The organism is Marinitoga sp. 1155 (genome assembly GCF_001021175.1).
Classification (GTDB): Bacteria; Thermotogota; Thermotogae; order Petrotogales; family Petrotogaceae; genus Marinitoga.
Genome location: NZ_AZAX01000006.1, coordinates 26,685 through 38,664, shown reverse-complemented (window position 1 = coordinate 38,664; position 11,980 = coordinate 26,685). Strand labels below are relative to the sequence as shown.

Here is an 11,980-nt window from a genome sequence, read left to right as displayed (position 1 = left end):
AAATGGACAACAGAATATTCATGGGATTAGATGAAAAATACATAAAAGCAATAATGTATAGTTATTTAGTATTAACGCCATATGCAATGGTAAAAATGGAATATCCAGTAGAAAATGGGTATATAGACATAGCAATGTTCAAAAGATATGAAGAAGTGCCATATGAAGCGATAATAGAAGTAAAATACATAAAACAAAAAGAATACACAGAAGAAAAATTAAAAATGAAAATAAAACAGGCAAAAGAACAAATAGAAAAATACAAGAAATCATATGAATTAAACACAAAAAATGAAACGATGAAAAAGTATATAATTGTTTTTGTTGGTAAAGAAGCGAAGTATATTGAGGAAATAAAATAAGGGTAGTATAATATAAAAAATTTTGTAAAATAAGTGAAACCTCAAAATGTATCTTTTTGTTTACATGGTAAAAAATAACGCCAGGAATAATACCTGGCGCTTTTATATATGAAAGAGTTAAAAAATATATTTATTAGTTTTCAAGAAATTTCAAATTTTTTCTTTTAATAATTCATATCTCGTCATATCTCGGGGAAAAATTTATTTTTTATTTTTCAATGCTTTTAATACTTTTTCTGGTGTAATTGGAAGATCTTTTATTCTAACACCAATTGCATTAAATATTGCATTTGCTATTGCAGCAGGTGGAGTATCTATTCCTATTTCACCGACACTTTTTGCACCAAAAGGGCCAGATGGTTCATAGCTTTCTACCAGTTCAACATCAAGTTTATTTATATCAACTCTTGATGGGATCTTATAATTCATAAGGTTGTTGGTTAATAATCTTCCGTTTTTATCATATATAACTTCTTCATATATTGCCATTCCTATTCCCTGAGCAAGGCCGCCTTCTACCTGAACTTTTGCGAGGTTTGGATTGATTGGAGTTCCGCAATCTACTACAGCAACATAATTAAGCAAATCGATTTTTCCTGTTTCTGTGTCTACTTCTACTTCAGCAAAACCTGCCATAAATGGCGGTGGTGATTCTTCACCTACATATGATCCAGTTACGCTCAATTGTTTTTGATTTTCATTATAATAAAGGATCTCTGCCAGTTTTTTTAGAGTTATTTTATTTTCTCCAGCAATTATCTCTTTACCATTAAAACTAACTTTTTCTTCAGAAATTTCAAAGTACTCAGCGCCGGCCTTAATAATTTCTTTTTTCATTTTCTCGGCGGCTATTCTAACAGCATTACCAGAAACATATGTTGTACTTGATGCGTAGGCTCCAGTATCGAATGGCGTTATATCCGTATCTGAAGAATAAGGTATTATATCATCAGTTGGAACATTTAATACTTCTGCAGCTATTTGTGATAAAATTGTGTCGCTACCAGTTCCAATGTCAGTTGCACCTATTAATAAGTTAAATGATCCATCATCATTCAATTTTAACGTTGCAGACGCCATATCAATTTTTGCAATTCCAGATCCTTGCATGGCAATTGCCATCCCCACACCTTTTACTTTTTTACCTTCTTTTTTAGATCTGAATTTATTTTCCCAATCGATTTTCTTTACACCTTTTTCAATACATTCATCCAGTTTACAACTGTTGACTATCATTTCTACGCCTTCCCTACCTTCACCCATTATTTTAAAGATAGGTGAAGTTTCTTTTTCTCGTATCATATTTATTTCTCTAAGTTTTACCGGATCCATATTTAATTTATGAGCCAGAATATCCATTGCTGATTCAATAGCAAAATTAGCCTGGATTGCGCCATATCCTCTAAATGCACCAGCAGATGGATGGTTAGTATATACCACATCTCCACCAAATCTTACAGCTTTTACCTTATTATACATTGGCAATACTTTTGAGCCAGCTACCATAAATGTTGTTAAAGCATGTTCTCCATAGGCACCTGTATCAGAAAGCCCTTTAACATCTATAACGTTTATTTTTCCATTTTTATCTGCACCAATGGTTATATCAAATCTCATAGTATGTCTGGTATATGTGGACTCAAAGACTTCTTTTCTTGTATAATATATTTTTGCAGGTTTTCCTGTTTTTAATGTAATTAAAGCAACATAGGGTTCTCCATGAATTCCCTGTTTCCCACCAAAACCTCCACCAACTCTTGGTTTTATAACCCTGATATTTTTTATTGGTATATCCAAAGCTCTTGATAATATTCTTCTTACATGAAATGGAACCTGTGTTGAAGAAACAACAACCAATCTTCCTTGCATATCTATATATGAAAATGCAGAATGAGGTTCCATCATAACATGAGCCTGAGCCTGTGTATAAAACCTTTCTTTAATAACTACTTCGGATTTTTTAATTTCTTCTTCGATATTTCCTATACTCATTTCATATGTTGCAGCTATATTATTTTTTGGATCAGAACTTATAAATCCTTCACTCTGAAAATCTTTTTCCGGATGAATGATACTTTTGGAACCTTTGCTTTTTTCAAAATCAAGAACAGGTTCCAGAACTTCGTATTCTACTTTTATTAATTTTAAAGCTTTTTCGGCTGTATATTCATCTTTTGCAGCTACTGCGGCAACTTCATCACCTACATATCTTACATACTCGTCAAAAATATATTTATCATATGGAGATGGTTCAGGATAACCCTGACCTGCTCTTGTGAATCTGTTTTTAGGTACATCTTTATATGTTAATATACATTCCACACCATCTAAACTTTCTGCTTCTTTTGTATCAATATTTTTTATTCTTGCAAATGCATGAGGACTTCTTAAAACCTTTACAATTAATGCATTTTTGGGAGCTAAATCATCTGTATAAACTGGTTTTCCACTAACCAATCCAATACCATCAACTTTTTTTATGGAACTTTTTACTTCTTTCATGCTTTCACCTCAAAATACTTTTTTATTGCTCTTAACTGAGGAACATAACCTGTACATCTACATAAATTACCTACTAAATATTTTTTAATTTCTTCTTCAGTTGGATTTTTTAATTCCTTTTTCATGGCATATACATTCAAAATTAATCCAGGACCACAAAACCCACATTGGTCAGCACCTTCTTCTAATAAGGCATTTGATATATTTTTAAATTCAGGATCTTTTTCGATACCTTCTATAGTTGTTATTTCGTGTCCATCAGCAGATGCTGCTAAAATCGAACAGGATAATACAGGTTTTCCATCCATTAAAACTGTGCACACACCGCATGTACCTGTGTCACATCCTTTTTTTACACTTGTATAGTCCAACTTTCTTAATACATCTAATAAAAACTCCGATGGAGATATTTCTACTTCTTTTTTTGTATTATTTATTGTAAGTATTATTTTCATTGTATAACCTCCTCTAAACCTCTTTTTACAAGAACAGGTGCTATCATCTTTCTGTATTCTTTTGAAGCTTTTATATTTGAACCATATTCCATTTCTTCAGCAGCAATTTTAGATGCCTCTTCAATATCATTATTATTCTTTAAGTATTCCATGGCTTTAGTTGCTAATTTTGCTACCGCGGGTCTTGTTCCTATTGAAATACGGAAATTTCTCTCTTCATCAACAGAAACCGCAGAATTTAAAATAGAAAAATCATAAAAAGAATTTCTCATATATTGAAAAGACATTTTTCTATTTTCGTTTTTTATTATTAATTCCACCAATATATCTTTTCTTATTTTTTCTGTTAAGAAAACTTCCAAAGGCATTCTTCCGTTATTGAATAATACAACATCTGTATTCAATACAAGAAGAGCTGTTATTAAATCAGAAAAACCCAATTTTGGAAAGATGGTTCCTCCAATTGTAGCAATATTTCTTAATTGCACAGACCAAATACTTTGTAAAACATGAATTAATTTACCTTCAAATACTTCTTTTATTATTTTGCTTCTTTCAACTTCGCCTAATGGTGTTGCGCCGCCGATTTTTATTTCATCATTTTCCAGTTTTACATAATTAAGTCCGGTATCTTGCAGGTCTATAGCCAGATTTATCTTTCTCGATGCCAATCTCATAAAAGCGCCACTTCCAATAATTTCAGCGCCTTCAATATTAATCAGTTTTTCATATGCTTCTTCCACACTTTTAGGCCTGAAATAATCTTTTATCTCTATCACACCTATCACCCTTCCTGAAAAGTTTTATTTAAATTATAAAAAGCTTTTATTAAAATATTTTTTATCATTTTTTTTCTATATTCAGCCGTTGCTCTAACATCGGTAATTGGATTAATTCTTTCCATATATTTTTCTCCTAACCAGCCAAATAGATCTCTGGTTATTTCTTTGCCTATAACAGATTTTTCCAGATCTTCAAATCGTATTATAGTCGGGCCTACTGACCCATAAGCTATTTTTATTTCTTCTATAATATTTTGTTTCTTTTTTAGTACAATCCCTAAACTAATAATAGATATGTTCATTGCATTTCTTTTTCCAACTTTTTCATAATAATATTCATATCCAATCCTTTCTTTTAATTCGATAGAATATATAAATTCTTCAGGTTTTAATTTAATTTTTCCGGGGCCATCTATTAACTGTGAAATTTTTATTTTTTTATTTGTGGGTTTAATATAAGCATAACCATGAAAAAGATATGTTGCCAATAAAAAATCGCCAGCAGGTGAAGCATTGCAGATATTTCCGATGGGTGTTGCTCTATTTCTTATTTGAGGGGAACCGATTTTTTTTATTATATCAATAAGCATCGGAAACTTTTCTTTAAATTCCCTATTTTTTAATAAATCGCTATAAGTTGTATTTAATGGAATTATTACTTTTTCATTTTCAAATTTTATTTCATCTTTCCCTAATCCTTTAGTATCTATTATGATTTCCGGTTTACATGATTTTGCTCTAAGTTTTACCATTAAATCTGTACCACCAGCAAGTAATTTGGCGTTATAATTAGATTTTAGCATGCTTAATTCTTCTATTGTTTTTGGTTTAGAGTATTTAAATTGCATTCTTTTCACCTCTTTTATCAGCAACTGTTTCATTTTTTTTTGCTAATTTTGTCGAGGACAATTTAACAGCTTCAATTATCTTCGTATATCCAGTACATCTGCAAAGATTACCTTCTAATGCTTCTTTTATCTCGTTGTCATCTGGATCAGGATTATTATCAAGTAAAACTTTTGTTGACATTATAAATCCTGGAGTACAAAAACCGCATTGAATAGCTCCTTTTTCTATATAGGATTCCTGAATTAATGTATCACCTATTTCGTTTAATCCTTCAAGTGTCCATACTTCCTGTCCATCCAGTTCAACTGCTAAAATCATACATGAATTAACATTTTTACCATTCAAAATTATTGTGCAGGCACCACATTCGCCTTCACCGCAACCCTCTTTTACAGATGTCATTCTCATATCATCTCTTAAAAAATCCAAAGCCCTTTTGTATTCTTCAACATCATATTCTATATATTTATTATTGAGTTTAAATCTGATTTTCATATTTTTCTATCACCTCTCTAACTCCGTTTATATCTGGTTTTATTTTTTCAAAATGCACAAATTTTTCTATTGCTTTTACATCTTTTAAACCATTGCCGGTAATTACTATTGCAACAGTCGCATCTTTACCGAGTGATTTTGACACTTTTTTTAATCCAGCATAAGATGTTGCTCCTGCAGGTTCGCCAAAAATTCCGGTTTTTAAAGATAATTCATATACAGCATTTAGTATTTCTTCATCAGAAACACTTACAAAATATCCACCACTTGCTTTTACGTATTTGCAGGCTTTTATAACATCCCTGGGTTTCCCAACACTTATACTATCTGCAATTGTATTCGTTTCTATATCATCTGGTAAAAATGGTTCTCCTTTATCAAAAACTTTTTTTACAGCAGCAGCACCTTCCGCCTGAACGCCAATTATTTTAGGGATTTTATCTATTAAACCTAATTTATAAAAATCATAAAATCCTTTATAAAAAGAACTTATAACGGTTCCATCTCCGACGCTTACAAATAAATAATCTGGAATTTCCCAATTATTTTGAACAGCAATTTCTAATGCTCCCGTTTTCTTTCCTTCGAGTAAATAAGGATTTATTGCCGAATTTCTACAATACCATCCTTTTTCTTCGCCGATTTTCATAGAAATGTCAAAAGCTTCATCATAGCTTCCATCTATGGGGATTACTTTTGCACCATAGATAAAAAGTTGGGATATTTTGGCTATTGGAGCAGAAGCAGGAAGAAAAATATATGTTTTTAATTTTGAAGCAGCGCTCAATCCTGCTAGAGAACTGGCAGCATTTCCTGTTGATGCACAATAGATAGTATCATATCCTTTTTCATATGCTTTAGCAATTGCAATAGCAGAAGCTCTATCTTTAAAAGAAGCAGTAGGATTGGTGCCATCATATTTAATTAATAAACTTTTTATCTCTAACTCTTCAGCCAATTCTGGCATTATATAAAGCGGTGTTCCGCCTACATGCAAATGTGTTTTGTATGCGTCGTTCTTTATTGGTAAAATTTTCTCAAACTGCCATATACTATTATATTTAGTAAAATCTTCTCTATGTAGTTTTATTCCATCATAATTAAACACAACTTCCAGTGTGCCTAAACGATTTCCACATGTTGGACAGATATATTCAGCTTCTTCAGCACCGTATATTTTTCCACAGTTAATGCAACGCAATTTGTAATTCACTATTTTTCCTCCTATTTTTTTTATTTTTCATATATATTAAATTTTACATTATTTTATACTTAAATTAAATCTTGCTTAAAGCTATTTTCGGTTAAATATAATCAATAATATTCAATTATTCCTGCTTAATAGCTTTTTTTGTAATATCTAAAAGAAAAAGATTCTCTCACGAAAAGCGTGAGTAATTAAAAATAAGATAATCCAATTATCATTAGTTTTGTAAAAAAATAAATAAAAACCCTCCATAAGGGAGGGTTTTTATTTGGCAGTAAAGTATCTAATATCATGTAAGTATTAACGAAGAATAAAAAAATAAAATGAGGCAGAAGCCTCATTTTATTTTTCAAATAATTTTTTTAAATTTTCAGAATAAGGGGGTTTTATTACACCTTTTTCCGTAATAATTGCTGTGATTAATTCATTTGGTGTTACATCAAACGCAGGGTTATAAACCTTGATTTCTTCTGGAACCATTTTTGATTTGTGACAAAATCTAACTTCTTTATGTGATCTTTCCTCTATGGGGATTTCGTTTCCGGTTGGAGTATTTAAATCTATAGTTGATAATGGGGCAGCAACATAGAATGGTATTCCATGTTTTTTTGCCAATACAGCGACAGAGTAAGTTCCTATTTTGTTTGCAACATCACCGTTTGAGGCTATTCTATCTGCTCCAACAATAACTGCATTTATTTTTCCCTGTTTCATTACCCATCCAGCCATATTATCAGAAATTAATGTTACATCAAATCCGTCTTTATATAATTCCCATACAGTTAACCTTGCTCCTTGTAAATAAGGCCTTGTTTCATCTGCATATACTTTTATATTTTTTCCTAATTCTCTAGCTCCTCTTATTACACCAAGAGCGGTTCCATAGTCTACAGTAGCCAGAGCTCCTGCGTTACAATGTGTTAATACTGTATCGCCATCATTTAACAATTCACCACCAAATTTTCCCATAGCTCTATTTGCTTCAATATCTTCATAGGCTATGTCTAATGCTTCTTTTTCAATTAAATCTATTAAATTTTTATTGTTTTTAATTTCTAAAAATTTTCTTTCCATTCTGTCTAAAGCCCAGAAAAGGTTAACAGCAGTTGGCCTTGTATTAGCAAGTGTTTCTTTGACTTCTTTCATTTTGTTGAAATCATTAAGAAATTCTTTTACTCCAAGCACATAGCCGAAAGCAGCAGATGCTCCTATCGCAGGAGCTCCGCGAACTACCATATCTTTTATAGCGGTAGCAACTTCTTTATAATTTTTACATGTTATATATGTTTCTTCTAGAGGCAAAATCCTCTGATCAACTAATATTAAGGAATCTCCAGTCCATTCCATAGACATGGTTTTTAACTTACTCATTCTTTGTCATCCTTTTCCACTTCTGCTATAACTCTTTTAGCTAATTGAACATAAGGTGCAACGTGTTCAGGTTTTCCAAAATATGCTGCGGGTTTTCCTGTATCCATGTTTATTCTTATATCTTCGCTTATTGGTATTTCAGCTAAAATAGGCAATTTATACTTTTCTGCCAAACTTTTTGCACCATCTTTGCCAAAAATATAATGCTTTGTGTGGCAATTTGGACATTCAAAATATGCCATATTTTCAACTAATCCCAAAACTTTTTTATCCATAACTTTAAAGAAGTTTATAGCTCTTTCTACATCATCTTTCGATACTTCGGATGGCGTTGTGACAATAATAGCTCCATCGAACTTCTTTAACATTTGCATAACAGTTAGCGGTTCATCACCTGTACCAGGAGGTGCATCGATAATCATATAATCTAATTCTTCCCATTCAATATCATTAAAAAATTGTTTTATTGTTCCAGTCTTGATTGGGCCTCTCCAAACAATAGGTTTTCCGCTTTCTGGTACAAATTGTGAAACTGAAATTACTTTAACGCCATTAACTTCTGGAGGTACTATTTTTTCACCAACCTGATAAGGATGATCTTTTTCTGTTCCTCCTAACATCCTCATTACATTTGGACCATGCATATCAATATCCATTAACCCAACTTTTCTACCTTCCAATGCAAGAGCTACAGATAAATTTACTGCTATTGTTGATTTTCCGACTCCACCTTTTCCACTCATTACCATTATTACGTGTTTTATATTTTTTAACTCATTTTGATCAGGTAATTTAAATTGAACATTTTTGTTTGCCATATTATTCCTCCTCAACTATAATTTCGTAGGTTACCTCAGCAACGCCTTTTACAGTAGCTGATGCTGAACAATATTTTTCCTGTGATAATTTTACCGCACGTTCTAATTTTTCAATAGGTAAATTGTTTCCTTTAAAATAATATTTTATATGTATTTTTGTAAATGCTCTTGGATGATTTTCCTTTCTTTCTGTTTCTAATTTTACTCTTAAATCTTTATAATCTACTTTCATTTTCTTTAAAATCATAGCAACATCTATTCCTGTACAACCGCCTATTCCAAGTAAAAATAACTCTAAAGCTCTTGGTCCGCTACCAGTTCCACCAACTTCTGGTGATGCATCAATAATTACATCGTGACCAGAAGGAGTTTTTGAAACAAATTGCATACCTGTAGTGTTTTTTAATTCAATTTCCATAATTCCCCTCCTAAATATGATTTTTTAAGTCAAGTATAATTATAGCGCTATACTTATAATAATGTATAACATTATCTTTAAAAAATAGTATTTATTTTTAATCTAATTTTTGAGTTTTAATTTTTTTGAGGTATAATATAAAAAACTGCTTTTTGGAGGTTGTATATGATAAAAAAGATAATTATACTTGTATCCATTTTTTTTCCTTTGATATTGATAGCATCTCCAGATACTTTTTTAATTGTAGATAAAATAGCTGTTGGTGAAAGAACATTTCATATTGATGTATTTGGTAATTATGCTACTATTTGTAATTATAGTGGTACTGTAAAGGTTATCGATTATGTTAATGGAGATGTTACGTTGTATGTTGATAATGGTATAGTTTCAAGGCCAATGGCAGGATATTATATTAATAATTATCTCTATGTAATAGATAACGGAGACCCTTCATTGAAAGTAATTAATAAATGGGGTACTTTAAGCAGAAAGTTGAAATTGGATGCAAAACCTGTGAATATGAAATTTTTAAAAAATAAGTTTTATATTACTACAACTAATCCATATGGAATGTATGTAATAAACAAAGAAGCTTTAAAGATAGAGAAATTTTATAAATTTCCGGTAAAAACCCCCTTCATATCTATAGTGGATGATGATATATTGATTCCAATGTATGAAAATGAGAATAAAAAAGATAATATTCTTACGACTTATAAATTGTTGTTTAAATTAAGTGATGAAAGTTTTGTAATGAATTTAAAAAGGATTTCTTTTCCTATTGACATCAAAAAGTACAAAGATAAATATTACTTAGGTGAATATTTTGATGGCGGTATTTATGAATTATGGAATAATTATCAAAAAAAGATTGCCCAATTCGGAAAATATTTAATTAACATAGGAATATTTAATGATAACATTATAGGAAATTCTCTTTTTGGTGGAATTTATATTTATTCATTAAAGGATAAAAATACTCGTGTAATATTGAAAAATATCCCAATTACAGATTTTGCATATAATCCTAAAAGTGATTATTTGTTTGCAATTTCGCATATAACAGGTGAATTTTTTGTTATTGATAAAAATTTTAATATATATGAAAAATTAAAGATTGATGGTTATCCTATAGATGTTGAAGTGCCAACTGATAATATTATTCTTGTGTTATCCACTGATGGTAGAGAATTAAAAATCATAAGACGATTTTGATATGAAATTAACATTTATAAAAAAGCTTTAATAATTTCTAGAGTTTTTTGATGTGATATGTTTAATTTATCCATGAAATTTTTTTGTATTTTTTCAAAGTCATAAGTTTTTAACTGAGATAAAGAATCAATTAAATCATCTTCATTTTTAAAAAAAAGATTATATTTTTTGTCAATTGTTTTGAATACTCTATAATTCTTTTGATTTTTATACATTATAACGGGTATTCCAAGATATAAGGACAAAATACCCCCATGTAGTCTATCCGATATTACAAATTCTGATTTTAACATTTTATTAATGATTTTATTTTCTTCTGAAACCGGGAAAGATATATTTATATTATTTTTGTATTTCTCAAAAAAATCATAGGCTATAATGGCATCTTGAGATTTGTTTAAAACTATAGGTGTTATACTATTTATATTAACATATTTTAGCAAATATATTATTTTGTCCCAATTTCGTTTGTTTTTTATTATTATAGATATATGGTATTTTTTTATATCTTTTTGAAATTGAAAGTTTTTGTATTTGATCATTCCAATGTCTGTGCCTAACTCAAAATGATTCGAAAATTTTTTTGCATACCTATAACTTGTCTCATCCCTTAATATTCCAGATAAATTTTTATATTTTAAAAGTTTCCTCATCCTTTTTATTGCATATTTATGTTTAAAATGTCCAAATCCCTGAGATAAAAATAATATGTGCTTTTTATAATGTTTTGCTATTTTAAATAAAAAATCATAATATAAAAAACTTCTCAATGATGTTTCTGTTTGAAAAATATTTCCTCCACCGTAAATAACTATATCACATTCTTTTATAATTTTTATTATTTTCTGGATATTATATTTATCAACTTTATGTATTTTAAAGCTGTAATTTTTAGTTATTTTTGTTTTATCCAATAATGTATAAACTTTTCCATCAAAATTTAATTCGCTAAAAATCTCTAATATTGATTGAAATAATAATTCATCACCCAGATTATTATATCCGTAATAACCTATAAGAAATATTTTATTCATGTCATCCATCTCCTTAGGTTTTTTTAGTTTTTTCATAGAACAATAATTCAGGAGGCGAGTAAAATGTTTTATAAAGATCTTGCAATAAATATTATACCAAAAGCATTAGATGCTGTTGAAACAAGACAAAAAATATATTCTCATAATATAGCTAATTATAACACACCAGGATACAAAAGAAAAGAAGTATCTTTTGAAGAAGAATTAAAGAAAGCTTTAGGGAATTCTGATGAGATTAAATTAAAAATAAATAATGGAAAACATATAAAAAATATACCGTCTGTTAATGAGGTGAGTTATAAGATTATTGAAGATAACTCGCGTTCAAATAGAGAAGATGGTAATAACGTTGATATTGATGTTGAAATGGTTAAAATGATGGAGAATACATTACAATACAATGCTTTAACAAAACTAATTAATTATAGATTTTCTGATTATAAAACTGTTATAGGAGGAATTAGATAAAAAT

The 11,980-nt window shown here is 29.7% G+C and carries 13 protein-coding genes; 3 read left to right on the top strand and 10 right to left on the bottom strand.

What is annotated here, in order from left to right; all coding sequences use genetic code 11:
- On the top strand, positions 1 to 362 hold a 362-nt coding region (locus tag X274_RS03375), incomplete at its 5' end, for a PD-(D/E)XK nuclease domain-containing protein (protein ID WP_047265396.1).
- Between the two features lie 201 nt (positions 363 to 563).
- On the opposite strand, the gene X274_RS03370 is transcribed toward X274_RS03375, so the two are convergent.
- The 9 genes from X274_RS03370 to X274_RS03330 form a co-directional block, all read right to left on the bottom strand.
- Positions 564 to 2,864 carry a xanthine dehydrogenase family protein molybdopterin-binding subunit gene (locus X274_RS03370; RefSeq protein WP_047265395.1) on the bottom strand — a complete coding sequence of 767 codons (2,301 nt, stop codon included), beginning with the start codon at positions 2,862 to 2,864 and terminating at the stop codon, positions 564 to 566.
- The gene (locus X274_RS03365; protein ID WP_047265394.1) at positions 2,861 to 3,319 is read right to left on the bottom strand and encodes a (2Fe-2S)-binding protein; all 459 of its coding nucleotides are present in this window, start codon (positions 3,317 to 3,319) and stop codon (positions 2,861 to 2,863) included. The genes X274_RS03370 and X274_RS03365 overlap by 4 nt, the downstream gene beginning before the upstream one ends.
- Positions 3,316 to 4,098, bottom strand: coding sequence for an FAD binding domain-containing protein (locus tag X274_RS03360; RefSeq protein WP_047265393.1), 783 nt, complete (start codon positions 4,096 to 4,098; stop codon positions 3,316 to 3,318). The genes X274_RS03365 and X274_RS03360 overlap by 4 nt, the downstream gene beginning before the upstream one ends.
- Before the next feature lie 5 nt (positions 4,099 to 4,103).
- The gene (locus X274_RS03355) at positions 4,104 to 4,949 is read right to left on the bottom strand and encodes an FAD binding domain-containing protein (RefSeq protein WP_047265392.1); all 846 of its coding nucleotides are present in this window, start codon (positions 4,947 to 4,949) and stop codon (positions 4,104 to 4,106) included.
- Positions 4,939 to 5,445, bottom strand: a complete 507-nt coding sequence (locus tag X274_RS03350; RefSeq protein WP_047265391.1) for a (2Fe-2S)-binding protein — start codon at positions 5,443 to 5,445, stop codon at positions 4,939 to 4,941. Before X274_RS03350 ends, X274_RS03355 begins: the two co-directional genes overlap by 11 nt.
- Positions 5,429 to 6,658: a threonine synthase gene (gene thrC / locus X274_RS03345; RefSeq protein ID WP_231580374.1), complete on the bottom strand. Its 1,230-nt coding sequence runs from the start codon at positions 6,656 to 6,658 to the stop codon at positions 5,429 to 5,431. The genes X274_RS03350 and thrC overlap by 17 nt, the downstream gene beginning before the upstream one ends.
- Before the next feature lie 336 nt (positions 6,659 to 6,994).
- The gene (gene mtnA, locus X274_RS03340) at positions 6,995 to 8,023 is read right to left on the bottom strand and encodes an S-methyl-5-thioribose-1-phosphate isomerase (protein WP_047265389.1); all 1,029 of its coding nucleotides are present in this window, start codon (positions 8,021 to 8,023) and stop codon (positions 6,995 to 6,997) included.
- Complete coding sequence (locus X274_RS03335) at positions 8,020 to 8,841, bottom strand: Mrp/NBP35 family ATP-binding protein (RefSeq protein ID WP_047265388.1); 822 nt, start codon at positions 8,839 to 8,841, stop codon at positions 8,020 to 8,022. The genes mtnA and X274_RS03335 overlap by 4 nt, the downstream gene beginning before the upstream one ends.
- 1 nt (position 8,842) lies before the next feature.
- Complete coding sequence (locus tag X274_RS03330; protein ID WP_047265387.1) at positions 8,843 to 9,259, bottom strand: OsmC family protein; 417 nt, start codon at positions 9,257 to 9,259, stop codon at positions 8,843 to 8,845.
- A gap of 165 nt (positions 9,260 to 9,424) precedes the next feature.
- On the opposite strand from X274_RS03330, the gene X274_RS03325 reads away from it, so the two are divergent.
- Positions 9,425 to 10,474: a hypothetical protein gene (locus X274_RS03325; protein ID WP_047265386.1), complete on the top strand. Its 1,050-nt coding sequence runs from the start codon at positions 9,425 to 9,427 to the stop codon at positions 10,472 to 10,474.
- Between the two features lie 14 nt (positions 10,475 to 10,488).
- Here X274_RS03325 and X274_RS03320 read toward each other — a convergent pair whose 3' ends face one another.
- Complete coding sequence (locus X274_RS03320; protein ID WP_047265385.1) at positions 10,489 to 11,508, bottom strand: polysaccharide pyruvyl transferase family protein; 1,020 nt, start codon at positions 11,506 to 11,508, stop codon at positions 10,489 to 10,491.
- Positions 11,509 to 11,571: 63 nt separating this feature from the next.
- Between X274_RS03320 and flgB the strand changes: the two genes are divergently transcribed.
- Positions 11,572 to 11,976: a flagellar basal body rod protein FlgB gene (gene flgB, locus X274_RS03315; protein ID WP_047265384.1), complete on the top strand. Its 405-nt coding sequence runs from the start codon at positions 11,572 to 11,574 to the stop codon at positions 11,974 to 11,976.
- Positions 11,977 to 11,980: the final 4 nt, after the last annotated feature.

Coding starts and splice junctions, on each gene's coding strand:
- X274_RS03370 (WP_047265395.1), bottom strand. CDS start 2,864: ATGAAAGAAGTAAAAAGTTCCATAAAAAAAGTTGATGGTATTGGATTG.
- X274_RS03365 (WP_047265394.1), bottom strand. CDS start 3,319: ATGAAAATAATACTTACAATAAATAATACAAAAAAAGAAGTAGAAATA.
- X274_RS03355 (WP_047265392.1), bottom strand. CDS start 4,949: ATGCAATTTAAATACTCTAAACCAAAAACAATAGAAGAATTAAGCATG.
- X274_RS03350 (WP_047265391.1), bottom strand. CDS start 5,445: ATGAAAATCAGATTTAAACTCAATAATAAATATATAGAATATGATGTT.
- mtnA (WP_047265389.1), bottom strand. CDS start 8,023: ATGAGTAAGTTAAAAACCATGTCTATGGAATGGACTGGAGATTCCTTA.
- X274_RS03335 (WP_047265388.1), bottom strand. CDS start 8,841: ATGGCAAACAAAAATGTTCAATTTAAATTACCTGATCAAAATGAGTTA.
- X274_RS03330 (WP_047265387.1), bottom strand. CDS start 9,259: ATGGAAATTGAATTAAAAAACACTACAGGTATGCAATTTGTTTCAAAA.
- X274_RS03325 (WP_047265386.1), top strand. CDS start 9,425: ATGATAAAAAAGATAATTATACTTGTATCCATTTTTTTTCCTTTGATA.
- X274_RS03320 (WP_047265385.1), bottom strand. CDS start 11,508: ATGAATAAAATATTTCTTATAGGTTATTACGGATATAATAATCTGGGT.
- flgB (WP_047265384.1), top strand. CDS start 11,572: ATGTTTTATAAAGATCTTGCAATAAATATTATACCAAAAGCATTAGAT.